The following is an 18,023-nucleotide window of genomic DNA, read 5'->3' as shown; positions in this document are numbered from 1 at the left end:
GTAGTGCAGTCGAAATGACATTAAAAGGGGCTGGAGAGGGAGAAACAATAAGCGGGAGTAAGCCGATAAGCCGGGTTATGTCGAGAGTGGCCATTTATCTGGGACAGCAGTTGCCTGCTGCCTCGCGCGACCTACCCGAGAGTCGTACCGGATCGGGCCGATCCGTGTCCTGGCGAACCAGGACTGCTCTCTGCTTGGTCTTGCACCCGGTGGGGTTTACCTAGCCAGACCGGTCACCCGGCCTGCTGGTGCGCTCTTACCGCACCGTTTCACCCTTACCTGACTGGCGAACCAGTCAGGCGGTTTGCTTTCTGTTGCACTTTCCCTATCCTTGCGGACGGTGGGAGTTACCCACCACCGTGCCCTGTGGAGCCCGGACTTTCCTCCACGAATTCCGAAGAATTCGCAGCGACCACTTAGCCGACTCCCGCTATTGAACAGACCAGTATAGGGTAAGGGGATTGTTTGAACTATCCCCAAATTCTGACTTTTCTTTATATATAGAGGGTTTATAATGTCTGACCAGCAGTATAGATTAATAAGGTGCGGGCGAAATAAGCAATTGCGCTCAAGATTACACAATAGAGAGACCAGGAATTCAGAATGTTAGGTGAATTAAACCCTTGTGGAGGTGGCGACCCGATCCCGTTGCTTTCTGAGGTATTGCTGATCGGCCGCCGTAGTCGATGTGACATTACATTGAAATTCCCCAATATTTCGTCACATCACTGTCAGCTGGAGTTTTTGAACGGCTACTGGCGCGTACGCGATATGAACAGCCGTAATGGTATCAAGGTCAACGGCGAACGCTGTGATATGAAGTGGCTCCTCCCCGGCGACAAGCTTTCGATTGCCAAGCACGAATTTGAAATTAACTATACTCCTCAATCCGATGAACCGCCGCCGGAAGACGAAAATCCATTTGAGATGAGTCTGATGGAGAAAGCGGGGCTGACTCGACCGGAAAAACGTCCGAGCCGTCCTATGGCACCGCCTGCCAAGAAACCCAACGAAATTGTTCTGCCCAAAGATGAATCGACAATGACCGATGAAGAACTGGGTATGAAATTTCTGATTGATATGGACGATGACGAGGAGGAGACTTCCGCATGAATTTTGATCTGACGGTGATGGAACCGGAATTGTAGTGGCAAAGAAAAAAGGAAAAAAAATCCGGGTTGCATTTAAGAAAAACCGCCAGAGAAAGGTCCGGAAGAATAAGCTCTCCAGCCATCAGATGGACGAGCAACTCGATTCGCAATACATGGATGCTAGCGAGCGTTTGACGGGCAAAGGAGATCTGACGCGGCACCGCACCGTAATGGGGGTAGAGCAGGAGACCAAAGACGGAACCGCAATCGTCATCGACATTGACGAGAGTACCTGTCTCAAAGGCCGTGTGATTCGATCTCAGGGATTAAACTCGGTCGTGCAGGCCGAAGACGGGCATCGGTTTGATTGCACGGTGCGTCGGCTGGTTCGCACAATGGCCCGCGATGACCGCAACGCCGTTGTTGCCGGCGATCATGTTCTGATCAGACCGGATGGGGATGAAAATCAGGCCGTCATCGAACGCGTGGAGCCGCGGCGCTCTTATCTTTCACGAGGCAGTAAGCGTCGCGAACATATTCTGGTGAGTAATATCGACCAGGCCGTGATTGTCGTCTCCGCAGATGATCCGCCGCTCAAGCCTTCGCTCATCGATCGGTTTTTGATCAGTTCGGAAAAGGGAAATATCCATTCCATTATCTGCATCAATAAAATCGACCTGGTGGATCCGGTTGAGTTTCAACCGTTGATCGGTGTATATGCCCAGATGGGTTATGACATTGTATTAACAAGCGTCGTTGATGGCACAGGCATCGGACGACTGCGATCCCTGCTCAAAGAAAAGCAGACCGTTTTTTCCGGTCAGAGTGGCGTGGGCAAGTCGTCATTACTGAATCAGATTGACAGTCGGTTGTCTCTCGAGACGGCCGAGATCAGTCAGGAGAATCGCAAGGGGCGGCATACAACGCGTTCGGCGGTCCTCTTGGAAATCGCCAGTGGGGGCTGGGTGGTCGATACGCCGGGCATTCGCCAGCTGGAATTATGGGATGTCATTCCGGAAGAGGTTGAAGGTTTCTTCCGCGAATTTCATGCGTTCGTTCCGCAGTGTCGTTTCCCCGATTGTTCTCATACGCACGAAGCCGATTGCGGCGTCAAACGGGCCGTCGCCAACGATTTCATTTCCCGCCAGCGTTATCAGAGCTATCTCAAAATCATCGCCGGTGACGAGCCGCGGCCCGTTTATCATCAGACCTGAAGTATCTGTCCGCGGAATGACGGCGGCATTTTCTCACGCACCACGGTTGATCCTCTCTCGCGACTTGCGTAGACTCAGGGAGCCCTTTTTAAAGTTCGTTAATTATTGAACTTGCCAATGGGGCCTTCAATTTCCTGCCTGAAACAACTCCAGCATTGTAAGGTCATCCCCATGAAAGCGAGAATCCTGTCCACCGTTTGTTTTGTCACTCTGGCAACGGTCGTTCTTTATCTGTTTTCTCCCGCCGATTCTCATCGCCTGTTGAGTCAGGAACAAACGCAACCAGGCGGTCGTTCCACTGGGGGCAAGACGGTGCTGGATTATGGAGCCACCGGGGATGGCAAAACCGATGACACGGCGGCGATTCAAAAAATGGTCGATGCATCCGTTGGTTCGCTGCGGTTTCCGCGAGGCCGCTATCGCTTCACTAAACCGATTGTGATTGACTTAACGAAGGTCGGCCCGACTTCCGTTTCCGGAGATGGAACCGCGACGATTCTAATGGAAGGCGCGGGACCGGCGTTTCATTTTATCGGTACGCATAACGGAACCGCCAGTCCCAAAACGGTTCAGCCGGTTGTCTGGGAAAAAGAACGGACGCCGATGGTCGACGGCATCGAAATCGTCGGCAAACATCCCGAAGCCATTGGGATCACCGCCACCAAAACGATGCAGATGACAATTACGCGGCTGGTGGTGCGTAACGCCCTGCATGGGATTCACCTCTTTGAACGCAACCGGAATGTGGCCATTGATGACTGTCATCTGTATCAGAATGAAGGGGTCGGCATTTATCTGGATCGGTTGAACCTGCATCAGGTCAATATTTCCGATTCGCACATCAGCTACAACAAGCAGGGGGGCATCGTCGTTCGTGAAAGTGAAATCCGCAATATTCAGATCGGCAACTGCGACATTGAAGGCAACATGGGCGAAGAGACTCTCCCGACCGCGAATATTCTGTTTGATATTTCCAAAGGCTCGCTACGCGAAGGGGCGATCTTTGGTTGCACCATTCAACATACCAATAACGCGCCCGATGCGGCCAACGTACGGTTTATCGGTAACGGCCCCCAGGACCCACGGAAGGTCGGGAACTTTGCGATCGCCGACAATTCGATGAGTGATGTTGCCGTCAATATTCATCTCAAGCACGCCCGCGGGATCACCATCACCGGCAATACCCTGTGGCAGGCATACGAACATAATCTGCTCGTCGAAGATTCTTCATACATCGTGCTGGGGGCGAATCTGCTGGATCGCAACCCTGACTATCGGGCCCCCACGAAAAACGCGAACGTCTTTAAAGACTGCCAGGACTGCACGCTTAACGCGTTGAATATCAAGTCCACGCTGGAAGTTCCTGCCGGCCTGATTGTGGAGAATTGCGAGCGGATGAATATTACGAACTGCTCCATTCGCGAGTGCGAGCACGGCGGTATCCTGCTGAAGAACGTCAGACAGTCCCGCATTTCCGATTGCCTGATCACCGAAGCGGTCGGAGACTTTGCTATTCGCGTCACCGGCGGGCAGCAGAATCAGGTGACCGATAATCTCGTTTCCGGGGCAGTGGAAATCGATCCGGGAACAGCGGCGACGAATAATTTGATGCTGGAGTGATGCACTCGTTCTCAGCGTTGCTTGAGGTCGTGTAGGGGTAGACCCATGTGTCTACCCGCGGAGTCGACGTGGTTTGAGTGTTGCTGTTCGGAACTTTTCTCCGGTTCCATTCGAAGTCTGAATTGAGATTGCACATCACCAGGCGGGCGGACACATGGGTTCCGCCCCTAGTGCGCCTGCAAGCGCATTGAATCAGCGAAGTGAAAGTCCTTGCCGAAGTTTGACCTGAACTTCGTAACAGAAGGTAACTGCGTTCTCGTGAGAGGAGGTGGAGAGCAACCGGATGTGAACGACTAGTCCGTAGGATAACGAACTCGATTCGGCTTTTCGTTGTGGTGAGCCAGCTAGGGAATGGCGAAGCCCAAGTGACGTCGTGCGAAACTCTGCCGAGTGGGTGCGGGACCGCTGCCAGCGGTTCCGCGACGGTCAGCCCCGTGGTTCAAAACCAGGTCGGTCCCGGGGGCAACGAGGGGTGGTTGGAGACGGAATGGTCTGAAGGTTTGATGTGATGAAGCAGGGAGACCTGCCCGATCTTAAGGATGGCGTTCATGTGCCGGATTCCGGATTCTCTGGAGCCGACCGGTACGAAGAGCCAGTTGGGTAGGAGTCAGAGCATCCATATTAGCGAAGAAGCGGGGTAACGCCCGTGGAGCAAAGGGATGCAGGAAGGTAGATGTGGAATGAACCGAAACAGGGAACAAAAACCGACGCGAGTGCCGTTTGCGGCTAAACAAGTCGGAGAAGCTTCGTCCCGCTGGGACTGGGTAGAACCATGTGTCTGGACAGACCGCATGTTGACGGCCCTCGAAACGGGGGTGAAAGGAGGCCAATGGTTCAGTCTGATCGATAAAGTCGATCGTGATCGAAATTTGTATCAGGCGTTTCGTAGAGTAGCCGCCAACGGCGGTGCAGCTGGTGTGGATCACGTCAGCTGCGAACGCTTCGCCGAGCGATTGATCCCGAACCTGAGAAAGCTGTCGCAACAACTGCGGGAAGGAAACTACCAACCGCAGGCAATCCGGCGACAGTGGATTCCCAAGCCGGGGAGCAGGGAACTGCGTCCTCTGGAGATTCCCACAGCTCGGGATCGGGTGGTGCAGACCGCATTACGCCAAGTGCTGGAACCAATCTTCGAACGGGATTTCGCCGAGCAAAGCTATGGTTTCCGTCCCGGGCGCGGCTGTAAGGATGCGCTACAGCGTGTCGATACGCTGCTCGAAAGCGGTTACACATATGTGGTGGATGCAGATTTGAAGAGCTATTTCGACACAATTCCCCACGATAAGTTGATGAATCGGGTCCGGGAGAAAATCAGCGACGGCCAGGTGCTGACGCTGATCGAGATGTTTCTGCGTCAACAGATTCTAGATGACCTTGCCGAATGGACTCCCGATCGTGGGAGCCCCCAGGGAGCGGTGATCAGCCCGTTGCTCAGCAACATCTATCTCGATCCCCTCGACCATTTGATGGCGGGAGCCGGAATTGAGATGGTCCGTTACGCAGACGACTTCGTGATTTTGTGTCGAACTCGGGAAGACGCCGAGCGAGCTTTGGAGATGGTGCGGCAGTGGACGGCGGAAGCCGGCCTGACGCTGCATCCGGACAAGACTCACATCGTCGACATGGCCGAGGGGAGCTTCGATTTTCTGGGTTACACTTTCCAGGGGCGTTATCGCTTCCCTCGAAAGAAAAGTCTCCAGAAATTCAAAGACTCCATTCGGCAGAAGACGAGGCGGACGAACGGGCATAGCCTTCAATGCATCATTGCACAGCTCAACCCGACGCTACGTGGCTGGTTCAATTATTTTCAACACTGCCAGCCTTCCACGTATACCATCCTGGATCAGTGGGTTCGCATGCGTCTGCGAAGTATACTTCGGAAACGTCGTAAAGGCAAAGGTCGCGGACGAGGACACGATCATTTACGCTGGCCCAATGCTTATTTTGCCGAACAGGGACTGTTCTCCTTGAAACAATCCCATGTTCTGGCCAGTCAATCCTCGCAGAGGTAAAACTACCAACCGGAGAGCCGGATGCGGGAGAACCGCACGTCCGGTTCGGAGGGAGGGGGGACCGGAAGCAACCGGTCCTTCCTACCCCTATCTTTGGTTTTTTATTGATTATGCGACCGACGTCGATTCCCCGGGCAGGATGCCTGCCAGCAAATTCCCGGCGGTTTGTCCCGATTCAAATCGCATGAGCACAATCCGGATCGCGGCGGTAATGGGAACAGCCAGGATCGCGCCAATCGGTCCCCAGAGCAGCGTCCAGAACGAAAGTGCCAAGAGCACGGTCACCGGATGCAGCTGCAGACCTTCACCCATGATTTTGGGTTCGATGGCGTTTCCGATAATCATCTGAATGCCGCCCGGAATCAGGATGACGGCGGCGATCGTCCAGGGGCTGTCCGAGAATTGAGCGAAGGCGACGGGAATCGGCAGCAGGGTGGCGATGATCGAACCGATCGAAGGAATGAAATTCAGCAGAAAGGTCAGGATCGCGAAGACCAGTGCGAGTTCCAGGCCGAACAGCGAGAGCGTGACTCCCACCAGGACACTGGTGATCAGCGAGATGATCAGTTTGGTGGAAATGTAGCTGCGGATTTTCTGTTCGATTTCCCGGTAAATCACATTCTGGACGACCGCCTCGGGATTTCGTCCTGCGAGGAGAAAAATCACAAAGATCGCGACGAAAAAAGAAGTCGTGGTAAAGTTCAAGGCAGTCTGCATCGTACCGATGGCGATGATTCGGAGTGCGTTTTTCATGTAGTCCGTGATCTGGTCCTGCAGGACATTCAGGTTAATTCCCATTTTTCCAAACCAGCCTGTTTCCGGTTTTTGGGCTTCTACAGGTTGTGTGTCAGGAGCGGGAGCTGTTTGAGTTTGGGGCGTGCTAATTTCCGGCGCGGCGGATTCGATGGCTTCGGTGTCTGTTTTCTGCTGCGGACTCTCAACTTCTTTGACCGTTTCGAACATCGACTGAATAAAAATTCCCAGCTTTTCGCTGTATTGGGTTTCCGCTTTAGCGATCACTTGTTGGGTCGAATAAATCAAGGTCAGGCAAATGAGAAAGCCGATGGAGAGAACCAGCAACAGCGTGGCAGAAATCGCGATGATGTGCGGCAGCTTCCATTTCAAGACAAGTAAGTCGACCAAAGGGGTAAAAATGGTGACGATAAAAATGGCAATGATAAACGGTATCAGCACCGCTTTCGTGATATAAAACACAAATGCGAGCGCGATGATGGAGAGCAGCATTAAGCAGCCAGTGATCACCTTGGCTTGTTCATCGGAAGGTTGCAGGGGAGTCGACATGGAGGGAGCCCTTATATGCTGAGTGCGATGACGCGCGAACCGGTTTGAAATTGCCGCAGAAAATGTGCCAAAAATACGCCGCTCCGTTCAAGCCGCGTATGCGCAACGATACTGGGAAACGGGAATGATGCAAAGAGAAAAAGCGTGATTAGCGGCTGATTTGTCGCATGTATTTGAGAAATTGCTGATCGAGGCGTCGGAGATCAGCGCCGAACACCGATCGAAATTCTTTGAGGCGTTCTTCAGGAGTGGACCAGATGAGCGGTTTTCTGGCGGCGATCCGATGCAGATACTCTTCGTACAGCCTGCGTTTGGTTTTGATCAGGAAGTAGGAAAACGCCCACGCTTCTGCGTAGGTGTCGAGAACCGTTTCTGCATTCTGAAATCGTTCATCGGAGGCAATCAGCGTTTGCAGAGAATCGGCGGGCCTGCGGGAGCGGGCGTAGTTTTGGAACTGAGTGAGTCGCCAGGGATTCGGTTTGCCCACGGTACGCCAGCCCGTTTTACTGCGCAGATCGGGTGTTTCAAAATAGGTGGCCATGCCTTCGGTGAGCCAGAGTGGATTATCGGCGAAGCGGGTATGCAGGCCGATATTGAAGGCAATCTGATGCGTGCATTCATGAATGATGGTCGCCATGTTGAACGGCGACTTCCGTAGTTTTCTCAAGATGTCGGCGTCGGTAAAGGCGGGGCGTTCATTGGGGGCAGCTGTTAAATCGTAAAGCACCATTCGGTTTGACTGAATCGAATAGAAGCCGTGCGTGGCGGATGTACCTGCACCGAGAATCTGGCTGGCGTATTGTTCGAAGTTGGCGCGGTCTTTAAAGATGACGGCGATGAGAGGGACTTCGGGATCGTGCAGCGGTTGTTCTTTGCTGTTCCAGTAATTGTGGAGCACGTTATATAAGCGTTCGAACAGATAACTGCACCATTTCGAATAACGTTTCCCGGCCTGGCTGCAGATGGTGAAATGCTTGGTATGCGTGATTGTGAAATCAGGGCCGAATTCCGACTTCAGTTGCTGTTCGAGTTCCTCATGCGTGAGCGGGGTAAACGGTTGACCGAGCTGTTTTTTGTGTTTGAGCTGTTCCGGTGTCGCCGTCAGTAAGCGACCGTCGCGGGTCAGCATCACCACGCCCCCATCCTGGGCTTCAAGCACTTGAGTGGCCTGAATCGTCTGCGTCTGTTGTTGTGCGTCGATGAAAGTGAATTCGTAGAGCTGCTGTTCTGGTTTTGCGGTTGAGTCTAATTTTGTGGAATCTTGCGCGTATGTCAGGCAACTTACTTGTGGGAAACAAAGGCAGAGGAGAGAAACAGTCAGCGCACGCCAAATGCAGGACAGTACTGACTTTGTTTTCAACTCTCTCCACACCATGTTAAACTTTCTGCGCAGAAGTGAACCGGATACTTCCAGAATAGGGGGGAGAGGAGCAGAAGTCGATCCCTATTTTTTAGCCAGTTTGTCTTTTCCTTCAGAATCGGTGATCGTCAGATAAAGCACGTTCGATGCATAGTTGGTCGTAATCGAGAATGTGATTCCGACGCGTGCCATGGCAGCGAACGGGAAGCGTTTGATGGGCTTTGCTTTTTCCGATGCTTCAATGATCAGTGTGCCTTCCAGCGTATCGCCGGCCAGACGGGTTTTGCTTTTCTTAGAGAGTGTCACACCGGGGGGCAGCTGTTCTCCAAATTTCGAATTGAAGTACATAAAGGAAGTCGCGAGTGTGACCGGATCTTTATAAACTTCGCTGCGTTTGATTTTGACTTTGATCTCCGCCGATTCGCCGGGTTTCAAAACGATTTCACTGGGAGTCGCGGTGACTTCCAGCAGGTCGAGTGGCTTGGTGACGCCCACAATCGATGTGTGAATCGGCCAGCGTGCCTGCCCGCCGCCCCGGGATTGGATTTCACAGGTGATATTGCCTTCCCGCACGATTTCACGTTCTTTACCGTCAGGGCCGGGGACTTTTGCTTTCCCCGTAATTTTGACGAGTGAGGCGTTGATCGGCGCATCTTTGGCGGCTTTCAAAATCAGGCCGCAATCATTCACGCCGGGAGGCAGTGTGACTGGTTCTAAGGTGACCCCTTTGGGAAGTCCTTCGATGTTCATTTCAATCGGGCCATCGAAGCCATTCAAACGTTTCACTTTGGCAAACCAGAGCATGTTGGTTCCCGGAGCGATCTGTGCATAGTAGTATTCCCCGTGGACTTCAAATTCCGGTCCACTGAGCTGTGCGGAGAGGTGGTAAGTAAACCGCGGGCCACCACGATCGTGCAAGTCGCGAACTGTGACGAAATACTCGGCGTCGGCAGGTGCTTTAAAATAGAACTCCGCGTCTTTTGTCTTCAGTCCGTCGTCGGCTTCGGTATTTGCCCCGCCGTTGACATAGATCCGCTGTGCTTTACCTTTGTCGTCGTAAATTTGCATGACACAGTCGAGTGGGAGTTCAATACGGTTAGACATCAATTGGAAGAAGTAGTATTGATCTTTTTTGGTTTTGAACGAGTAGTAATGAGTCTGTTCGGGTTCACCGAGCTGGGCACTGACGCCAACGGGCAGAGTCAGCGGGAAGGCGGTCTTGGTTGAGATGTTCGTGCCGGGTGCTGTCACCTGGGGATTGTCGCTGACCAGGGTCCAGACAGCGTTGGTCTGACCGGCAGAGGTTTTCAAGGTGCGCTGAGCCCAACCGGTTTCTTTAGCGTTGGCAGCAGACAGCGTGGCTTTGGTCTGACCTTTCAAGGCGTGTCCCTGTAAAGCGACTTCAGCGGTTTTACCTTTCTGAACCGCCAGAGGCATGGTGTGATAGACAAAAGGAGTATCGCTGACTTCGATGCAGTAGGCATACTTTCCGGTACCGACATAACGGGCATCCCGGATTTCAAATACGTATTCACCATCGGCGGGTAATTTGAACGTGATCAGTGAGTCGGATTTGACGAAGTTATCGTTCTGCGCGATGATCTGTTTCTGTGGTCCATACAGAGTCAGAATGGAATCCATCAGATAGACATTGGAGGTCTGCATGGTATGAATGGCTTCAGTGACGCGTTGGGCATAAACCTGCAGTGTGATTTCCTGCCCTTTTTTGCCGGTGAATTTAAAGCAGTCCAGGTCTTCTGATTTTTCACAGATGCCGCAGACCGTGGATGGAACAGTGACCGGCTGAGCGGTGTCGAAGCTGTTGTTGTCTTTCTTTTCGACTTCTTCGATCACAGGGTAGGGAGTGACCAGTAAATGGGAGACACTGGAGACGGCCTGATCTGTGGCGACGCGGCACTCATAAATGCGTGTGGGTTGATCTTTAGGTACGTCGATTTCAAAGGCAAACGGAGTCCCTACCGATCCACGGCCGCGTCGGGGCGCTGCTTTCGGCTTAGGCTCCGTGAACTTCATATTGATGCCGGGCTGATCAAAGAAGACCGAATGCGTTCCATCCAGAGTGTAGCTGCTGTGGAGTTGGATGGTTCGCTTATCCCCCTGTTGAACGGCAGCCGGTTTAAACGTGACCAGTTGCCGAAAACCGATTTTTGACGGCGGCGGTGTTTTCTTTGCATCGGCGGCATTCGACCGGGAAGATGTTGCGAAGAACAGGCTGAGGGTCAGTAATGAATAAGCTAAGCAGCGCATCGGTTTGTCCTGAATGTGATCAAGTTGAGTGCCTGATAAAGCGATGCCCCTTTGGGCATGACGTCCAGAGGGGCACCGCGGTGTATGAATAAGGAGTTTGTGTATGAACCCTAACCCATCAGTTCCGGAATGGGTTGTCCTTCATTGACAATCAGAGGACGTCCATCTTCGGGAGAGATGAAGTAATGGTCCAGGTTCACTCCCAGTTTGGTATAAATGGAAGCCGCTACATCGGCAGGGTAATACTCTTTTCCAACCGGACGTGAACCGATGTCATCGGTGGCGCCGACAATCTGTCCTGCAGGAGTACCAGCACCGATCATCATCATGGTAGAAGCGGTAGCCCAGTGGTCGCGACCGGCAGCCGAGTTGATGACAGGAGTCCGGCCGAAGTCGGTCAGCCAGACGACCAGTGTGTTATCCAGCATGCCTCGCTGTTTCAAATCGAGGACCAGTGAAGTCAGAGCCCTGTCGAAGGGGGGCAATGATTTTTTCAATGATTTGAAGTTATTGGTGTGGGTATCCCAGCCACCACTGCTGACAGTGACAAAGCGTGAGCCGGATTCAATCAGCCGGCGGGCCAGCAGACAGCTTTGTCCCAGGTAGTGACGTCCGTAATCGTCGCGGGTTTTGTTGGATTCTTCGGACAGATCGAAGGCCTTTTGAGTATCAGCCGAAGTGATCATGCTGAAGGCGTTTTTATAATGGGCATCGGATGCTTCAAAGGCATTTTGATTTTGGTCGGCCTGTCGTTGCAGTGTATCGATGGCCTGAAGTGCCTGTTGGCGTCGTTTCATGCGATCGATAGAAATCCCCGATGGTGGAGAGATATCACGCACGGTGAAGTTTTTCGCATTTGGATCGCCGGGAATTTCGAATGGGTTGTATTGCAGTCCCAGGTAACCGCCCAGCCCGCCATTAAAGCGTCGGTCTACGTTGGTACCGATTTGAATGTGCGGCGGAATGTTGGTTTTGAAACCTTTGGTCTTCGCGATCACAGCACCATAGCATGGGTAAGTGACCGACGGATTGAATTTGTGACCCGAGAGCATGAATGCATCAGCGGTGGAGTGTGAACCGTTTTGCGGGTTCAGGTTCCGCATGATGGTAAACTCGTTGGCATGTTTTGCAAACAGCGGCAGTTGGTCAGAAAACTGATAACCGGGCAGCGCGGTACTGATGGCTGAAAAATCGCCACGTACATCAGCCGAAGCATTTGGTTTGGGATCGAAGGTGTCGTGATGGCTCGTTCCACCACGTGTCCAGATCAGAATGCAGTTCGTATCGTTGGATGGATCTGCCAGCGCACCAGACTCGCTGTTGGAAGCATGAGCCTGACCTCGCATCATCGAATCGAGGGTGATTCCAAATGCGCTGAGTGCACCAACTTCTAAAAGAAATTGGCGTCGGCTACCGGTCTCACAATTGGAAACTTTTTGTGGGAACAGCTTCAGCATCAGAAACTCCTTAATGTGGCAGGACCCGTGTCTTGGCGGGAATATATTTGGAGGGACTATTGTTATGTCGTTAACATTTTGGAAAGATAACTAACATAATTGTAACCGTTTATGTAAGGTAGGCAAATATAAAATCGGTCTCAATGCAGGAAATTAATAAGAAGGAATCTGGCTTTCAAAAAAATCATTCCTTGATCGCATTAAAATATAGCGGTAAAATAAGAGGAGCAGACGAGTTCTGCGTCCGATTAGTGTATAAGTGCTATCTGATCGTCTTGCCCTGCCCCATTAAAAAAGATTACTAAAAAACAGAGGTTTTTTTTGCTTTTGTTTTGTTTTTTAGTATATTTAAGTATAAATGGTCCTTTATGTTAGGCCATTGAATTCCCACCTGATCCTGCACCCGACCTGCCAACCTCGCCTCTTGCATGGCGCTGACTTTGAGATGTCATACATGTTCCTGTTAGAAGCATTCCCTGTATGCGATGTTTTCTAATAGTAAACTGCAAATATAAAGAGAGTTAATCTCATGAAGAACTGGAAGACTCACTTGAAGAGAAATCACTTGTTGAATCGGATGCTGGTTGTTGTTGCGTTTGCAGCCTGTTCGTTCCTGCTTAACGTCGGTCAGGCAGCTGAGCCCGCGTTTCAGATCTCGCCGGAAAAAACGACGTTGACCGGCCTGTTGGATTATTTCCAGGTTCAAGTGCCCGTGTTGCAGGACGGAAAAATTGTCGGCGATCTGACGCATGAAGTCCGCTATACCAGTTTGTCTCCAAAAATTCTGGAAGTGAATTCCGAAGGTCTGGTGCGTCCACTTGGTTTTGGCGACGGAAAAATTCAGGTGGAACATGCCGGTAAGCAGCGAGAAATTTCTGTAACGGTGAAACCAACTCCAAATGGAAAGAATGCCAGCTTTATCAAAGACGTGGTTCCTGTTTTGAATAAAGGGGGCTGCAGTCTGGGAGGCTGTCATGCGTCTCAGTTCGGAAAAGGGGGCTTCAAGTTATCGCTCTTTGGTTATGCTCCCGAACAGGATTATCCCGAGATTGCCCGCGATGACCGGCAGCGCCGAATTTCCATTTTGCAGCCTGAGAAGAGTCTGATTCTACAGAAAGCGTCGATGGCAGTCGCCCATGGTGGCGGAAGACGATTTGCGAAAGATTCGTATGAGTATCGGATCATGCAGACCTGGATTTCTGAAGCGGTGACAGAAATTGACAGCAAAGAGCCGACGGTGGTTGGTATGGAACTGACTCCCATGTCGCGACGCTACAAAAAAGGAGACATCCAGCAGCTGCGGGTGATTGCCGAGTATAGTGATGGCTCCAAACAGGATGTGACCGCGCGGGCGCAGTATGACAGCCTGATTGAAAACATTGCGACTGTTACGCCGCGGGGGAAAGTCGAAATTCAGGGGCCGGGACAAACCGCGATCATGGTGCGGTATATGGGTCAGGCGAAAATTTCGACCGTGGTTTCACCTTACAAATCAAAAGTCAATCTGGCTGAATTCAAGCCGAATAATTTTATTGATGAGCATATTAAAAGACGATTCGAAGAACTTGGCGTTGAGCCGTCTTCGCTCTGTTCAGACGAAGTCTTTATCCGCCGCGTTTTTCTGGACACGATTGGCACCTTGCCGACACCCGAAAAGGTTAAAGACTTTCTGGCCTCTAAAGCGCCCGATAAACGGCGTCAGTTGGTTGACGAACTATTGGGCCTGACCGGTGATCCGGCGCGTGATGTGTATGTTGAATCGTGGAGTGCTTACTGGGGAATGAAGTGGGGCGATTTGCTGCGAATTAACCGGAACAAAGTTGGTGATGGCGGCATGTGGGCGTTTTCAAACTGGATTCGCCAGTCCCTGCGTGAGAACAAGCCGGTGAATGATTTCGTGACCGAGATCATTACGGCACAAGGTTCGATATATGAGAACGGACCTGCCAACTATTTCAAAATTGCGACCAAGCCGGAAGATCTCGCGGAAGCAACATCGCAGATTTTCCTGGGAGTGCGCCTGCAATGTGCGAAGTGTCACCATCATCCGTTTGAGGTTTACAGCCAGAAAGACTATTACAGTCTGGCTGCGTTCTTCACGCGCGTGGGCAATAAAGCCAGTGTCGATTTCGGTGCATTGGGGGCAGACACGGTGATCAAAGTGAAAGGCAGCGGTTCGATTCGTCATCCGCGGACGCGGAAAACGATGGAGCCAACTCCGTTAATGGGTGAGCCAATCGACGTGACATCTTATCGTGATTTCAGGCGTCCCCTGGCACGCTGGATTACAGCGCCCGACAATCGTCTGTTTTCAAAAAACATGGTGAACCGCTTCTGGTCTTACTATATGGGTTCCGGATTTATTGAGCCCATTGATGACATGCGGGAAACGAACCCGGCTTCGAATCCGGAACTACTGGAAGCGCTCGCCGATCACTTTGTAGAATCGGGGTATAACCTGAAAGAATTGATGCGGGTGATTATGAACTCGCGAGCCTATCAGTTGTCTTCGGAGCCAATACCGGAAAATGTCGCGAAAACCCGTTTCTATACGCACTACAACGTGAAGCGGCTGCCGGCAGAAGTGATGCTGGATGCGATCGACGATATCACGGGTGCCCAGGAACGGTTCCGTGGTGTGCCTCAGGGAACGCGGGCGATTGAACTGCCTGACCCTAACTATACTTCGTATTTCCTGGATACACTGGGACGGCCGAAACGCGTCATTACCTGTGAGTGTGAGCGCACCAGTCAGCCGAATCTGGCACAGGTGCTGCAGGTGGCGAACGGAAAACTGATCAACACGAAGTTATCCACCAAAAACGGGCGGATTGAAGAGTTACTGAAAGCAAAAACGCCCGATCATGACGTCTTTACCGAAATGTATCTGGCGGCTTTCAGCAGGTATCCCACGAAAGAGGAACTGGCAAACTGCGACCAGATCGTCAAGAGTTCGAAAGATAAGCGGGAAGGCTACCAGGATGTGATGTGGGCGATCAGCAACAGCCGCGAGTTCCTGTTTAATCACTAAGTCGCTCTGATTGGATCATAGTTTCAGGTGGCACTGTTGGCTTGTCCAAAGGTGAATGGGAGGTCTTGGAACTGTTATCAATCAAACCATTCAGGGGGTAGGCCCTGTCATAGTCGGGTAGGAGGCGACCCATACGTCGCCCCGCCTGGCGATGTTCGGACTGTTAAAAACCGATCGAATGAAACCGGCCTGATCGTGCGCATGCGGGCGATGTCTTCAATGCGAACCCTGCGGGCTGACACATGGGTCAGCCCCTACGCTGGGGTTGGTTCGTCTGTTCTAAAACCGACACGCGGCTTCACGGTTGTTGTTTCTGTCTCTTTTGGGCCGCCTGCATGCGGTAATATTCGGAGATGATTTTCCCCTCGTAGTTGGACCGTTCCCAGGCAGGCCAGAGCGGTGCTTCCGCTTGGACTTCTTCGTAAATGTCCTGCATCTGTTGTTTCATTTTTTCGAAGATCTCTCGTTCACTCTCCGAGCGATCGGTGGTTTCGGCGATATCATTCTGAATGTGATATAGTTCAAAGCCGGTGAGTTTGGCTCGTTTCAGATCGATGAGTTCCTGTGCGGTAATGCTGCCTGAAGGCTTGGGAGAAGGGATATCAAGGCGTGCCAGCAATTTCCATTCTCCATCGCGGATAGCGACTTTGGGTTCGTTGCGTGCCCGATTGAATTGCCAGTACAGGGGTTTTGTGCGTTTGAGCGGCTCCCCTTTCAGGAGCGGTAGAATGTTCGTGCCATCCAGGACGCGGTCTGTGGGAACGGGAATGTTTGCGGCTGCACACAGCGTCGGCAGGATATCAACGCCCGAGACGGGGACATCGCTGGTAGTGCCCGGTTTGACATGCTCAGGCCACTGCACAATTCCGGGGACACGAATGCCGCCTTCATAGGTGGCCCCTTTTTTGTTGCGGAGCGGGCCGGACGAACCGTGTGGATGGCGTCTGGTAATCGCCGGGCCGTTATCGCTGGTGAAGATGATCAGAGTGTTGTTACGAAGTTTTTGCTCTTCGAGTGTTTTCAGGATGCGGCCAAACGCGTCATCCATCTGAGTCACATTGCCGTGATGTGCGGGCAGGGTGGAGCCTTCGGGCGCGGTATATCGTTTGCGGAATCGTTCTGCACTGGCGATCGGTTCGTGTGGTTCGTGAAAACAGACAAACATGAAGAACGGTTTTTCTTTATCACGCAGATTGGCGAGCCAGTTTTCGGCTTCATCAGCGACAAGTTGGGCCGCGTAGCCTTCCTGCGGACCAACGGGTTTTCCGTTTCTGACAAAATTGAACGGGTTTTCGTGAGTCGGCAGGGCATTGTTCTGAGTGGAAAACCAGTGGTCAAATCCGTGATCGGAAGGTTGAGGTTGACCGACCATATTAAACTTGCCGTTGAGATGCCATTTGCCGGCGTGACAGGTGGAATAGCCGGCTTGTCGCAATAATGTCGCGATGGTGATTTCCCGTTTGCGAACGTGCATTGGGGAATGCATGGGAATCCAGTTGAAGACGCCGACGCGGAACGGAGTGCGGCCCGTCATCAGGCCAGTGCGCGAAGGCGAACAGTTCGGATGGGCGGCATAACAGCTGGTCAGCTTCAGCCCTTCTTGTGCAAAGCGGTCGATTTGAGGGCTTTTGATAATCGGGTGACCATAACAGGCAAGATCGCCATAACCCAGATCATCGCAGAGGACTACCAGGATGTTGGGGCGTTCTGGAGACGGTTTCTGATCTGTCTTTTCTGCAGAGCACAAGGCAGTCGTGAATAACAGAGTCAGAACGAACGCGGCGGGGGTCTTAATGAATTGCATATCAAATTGCCTTTCTGGATCCACAGTCAGTCTCGCTGACTGAGCGTGATACTGCAGGATCTGTTTGTCAGGTGCTTCTATTATACTTAAAAGCAAATGGCGCGGAAAAGCAACTCTATTTCACAGTTCAAAAAAAGAACCCCTGATACGAAGGTTCGTATCAGGGGGCTTTTCAGTTCACTCTTTTTATTGAGAACCGTCCGCAGTTATTTCAGAGCGGGCGTTTCTGCTCTCTAGAAGCTGTCCAGGTCTGTGCCATCAGCGGCAGTACCTTCATTATTTCCTTTGATTTCGCCGGTTGCAGGATTGTAAATCCAGCCGACAATTTCATCACCATCTTTGGCAGTTTCGTCGGCATCTGTACCTGGTACATCAGCGACGATCATAATTCCACGACCACCCGTGTAAGGGTTTGGAGGAATGTTACCAATCAGGTAAGGACCAAATGCTTTTGTTCCCACGGCACCAGTTGTGCCATCTTTGTCGCTGGAAAGCAACAACGCATCACGGAAATCGTCGGTTTTCGTTGAACCGTCGGCAGGGTATTTTCCGTTGTGCTGGAACTTATACAGTTGAATCTGACTACGCAGTGTCTGCAGGTCTTGTACGAGCACAGACTCTTTGGCGTCGTCATTGGTGGATGTAAATTGTGGTAATACTGTTGCAGCCAGAATCCCCAGAATCACGACTACAATCAGGACTTCGACGAGTGTGAAACCCGCACGTCTTCCTCTTTGTTGTGTTGTTTTAATCATTGCCCTTCTCCGAGTTTTTTTACAAATGTGCCTATCACATTATTGTTGTTTGAAAGTGATGCCAGAAGTTCCCCCGTTATTCTTCCCCTCGGGAAAGCATGAGAACTCG

Annotated in this window: 12 protein-coding genes and 1 other RNA gene; 6 read left to right on the top strand and 7 right to left on the bottom strand. The window is 51.9% G+C overall.

Annotated features, from left to right (window positions below):
* Positions 1 to 50 precede the first annotated feature (50 nt).
* Positions 51 to 428, bottom strand: an RNA gene (gene rnpB, locus Enr17x_RS28055) — RNase P RNA component class A.
* A 175-nt stretch (positions 429 to 603) separates the two neighbouring features.
* Between rnpB and Enr17x_RS28050 the strand changes: the two genes are divergently transcribed.
* From Enr17x_RS28050 to ltrA, 5 genes are all read left to right on the top strand, one after another.
* Positions 604 to 1,113, top strand: a complete 510-nt coding sequence (locus Enr17x_RS28050) for an FHA domain-containing protein (protein WP_145313525.1) — start codon at positions 604 to 606, stop codon at positions 1,111 to 1,113.
* Between the two features lie 34 nt (positions 1,114 to 1,147).
* Positions 1,148 to 2,305 carry a ribosome small subunit-dependent GTPase A gene (gene rsgA / locus Enr17x_RS28045; RefSeq protein WP_145313523.1) on the top strand — a complete coding sequence of 386 codons (1,158 nt, stop codon included), beginning with the start codon at positions 1,148 to 1,150 and terminating at the stop codon, positions 2,303 to 2,305.
* A gap of 171 nt (positions 2,306 to 2,476) precedes the next feature.
* On the top strand, positions 2,477 to 3,925 hold the full coding sequence (locus tag Enr17x_RS28040) for a right-handed parallel beta-helix repeat-containing protein (protein WP_145314244.1): 1,449 nt from the start codon (positions 2,477 to 2,479) through the stop codon (positions 3,923 to 3,925).
* Between the two features lie 335 nt (positions 3,926 to 4,260).
* A complete protein-coding gene (locus Enr17x_RS29805; protein ID WP_198000726.1) occupies positions 4,261 to 4,434 on the top strand; it encodes a hypothetical protein in 174 nt (57 codons plus the stop codon).
* Positions 4,435 to 4,605: 171 nt separating this feature from the next.
* Positions 4,606 to 5,937, top strand: a complete 1,332-nt coding sequence (ltrA, locus tag Enr17x_RS28035; RefSeq protein ID WP_198000841.1) for a group II intron reverse transcriptase/maturase — start codon at positions 4,606 to 4,608, stop codon at positions 5,935 to 5,937.
* A 108-nt stretch (positions 5,938 to 6,045) separates the two neighbouring features.
* Here ltrA and Enr17x_RS28030 read toward each other — a convergent pair whose 3' ends face one another.
* From Enr17x_RS28030 to Enr17x_RS28015, 4 genes are all read right to left on the bottom strand, one after another.
* Positions 6,046 to 7,239, bottom strand: a complete 1,194-nt coding sequence (locus Enr17x_RS28030; protein ID WP_145313521.1) for an AI-2E family transporter — start codon at positions 7,237 to 7,239, stop codon at positions 6,046 to 6,048.
* A 148-nt stretch (positions 7,240 to 7,387) separates the two neighbouring features.
* Entirely contained in the window at positions 7,388 to 8,599 is a 1,212-nt protein-coding gene (locus tag Enr17x_RS28025) for a DUF1570 domain-containing protein (protein WP_198000840.1), read from the bottom strand.
* Between the two features lie 84 nt (positions 8,600 to 8,683).
* Entirely contained in the window at positions 8,684 to 10,867 is a 2,184-nt protein-coding gene (locus tag Enr17x_RS28020) for a hypothetical protein (protein WP_145313518.1), read from the bottom strand.
* 110 nt (positions 10,868 to 10,977) lie between these two features.
* Positions 10,978 to 12,324 (bottom strand): DUF1501 domain-containing protein, encoded by a 1,347-nt coding sequence (locus Enr17x_RS28015; protein WP_145313516.1) that lies wholly within the window; start codon positions 12,322 to 12,324, stop codon positions 10,978 to 10,980.
* Positions 12,325 to 12,853: 529 nt separating this feature from the next.
* Between Enr17x_RS28015 and Enr17x_RS28010 the strand changes: the two genes are divergently transcribed.
* Positions 12,854 to 15,355: a DUF1549 domain-containing protein gene (locus tag Enr17x_RS28010; RefSeq protein WP_145313514.1), complete on the top strand. Its 2,502-nt coding sequence runs from the start codon at positions 12,854 to 12,856 to the stop codon at positions 15,353 to 15,355.
* A gap of 298 nt (positions 15,356 to 15,653) precedes the next feature.
* Here the strand turns inward: Enr17x_RS28010 and Enr17x_RS28005 are convergent, their stop codons facing one another.
* Positions 15,654 to 17,159 (bottom strand): sulfatase-like hydrolase/transferase, encoded by a 1,506-nt coding sequence (locus tag Enr17x_RS28005; RefSeq protein WP_145313512.1) that lies wholly within the window; start codon positions 17,157 to 17,159, stop codon positions 15,654 to 15,656.
* Positions 17,160 to 17,392: 233 nt separating this feature from the next.
* Positions 17,393 to 17,914: a type II secretion system protein gene (locus Enr17x_RS28000; RefSeq protein WP_145313510.1), complete on the bottom strand. Its 522-nt coding sequence runs from the start codon at positions 17,912 to 17,914 to the stop codon at positions 17,393 to 17,395.
* Between the last annotated feature and the right edge of the window lie 109 nt (positions 17,915 to 18,023).

The sequence above is a fragment of the Gimesia fumaroli genome, assembly GCF_007754425.1.
GTDB classification, from domain to species: domain Bacteria; phylum Planctomycetota; class Planctomycetia; order Planctomycetales; family Planctomycetaceae; genus Gimesia; species Gimesia fumaroli.
The sequence above is the reverse complement of the archived record's forward strand: the minus strand, read 5'-3'. Positions and strand labels throughout refer to the sequence as shown.

What these genes read in the sequence shown, in the direction of transcription:
- Enr17x_RS28050 (WP_145313525.1), top strand. Translation starts at nt 604, where the DNA reads ATGTTAGGTGAATTAAACCCTTGTGGAGGTGGCGACCCGATCCCGTTG.
- Enr17x_RS28040 (WP_145314244.1), top strand. Translation starts at nt 2,477, where the DNA reads ATGAAAGCGAGAATCCTGTCCACCGTTTGTTTTGTCACTCTGGCAACG.
- ltrA (WP_198000841.1), top strand. Translation starts at nt 4,606, where the DNA reads ATGAACCGAAACAGGGAACAAAAACCGACGCGAGTGCCGTTTGCGGCT.
- Enr17x_RS28030 (WP_145313521.1), bottom strand. Translation starts at nt 7,239, where the DNA reads ATGTCGACTCCCCTGCAACCTTCCGATGAACAAGCCAAGGTGATCACT.
- Enr17x_RS28020 (WP_145313518.1), bottom strand. Translation starts at nt 10,867, where the DNA reads ATGCGCTGCTTAGCTTATTCATTACTGACCCTCAGCCTGTTCTTCGCA.
- Enr17x_RS28015 (WP_145313516.1), bottom strand. Translation starts at nt 12,324, where the DNA reads ATGCTGAAGCTGTTCCCACAAAAAGTTTCCAATTGTGAGACCGGTAGC.
- Enr17x_RS28010 (WP_145313514.1), top strand. Translation starts at nt 12,854, where the DNA reads ATGAAGAACTGGAAGACTCACTTGAAGAGAAATCACTTGTTGAATCGG.
- Enr17x_RS28005 (WP_145313512.1), bottom strand. Translation starts at nt 17,159, where the DNA reads ATGCAATTCATTAAGACCCCCGCCGCGTTCGTTCTGACTCTGTTATTC.
- Enr17x_RS28000 (WP_145313510.1), bottom strand. Translation starts at nt 17,914, where the DNA reads ATGATTAAAACAACACAACAAAGAGGAAGACGTGCGGGTTTCACACTC.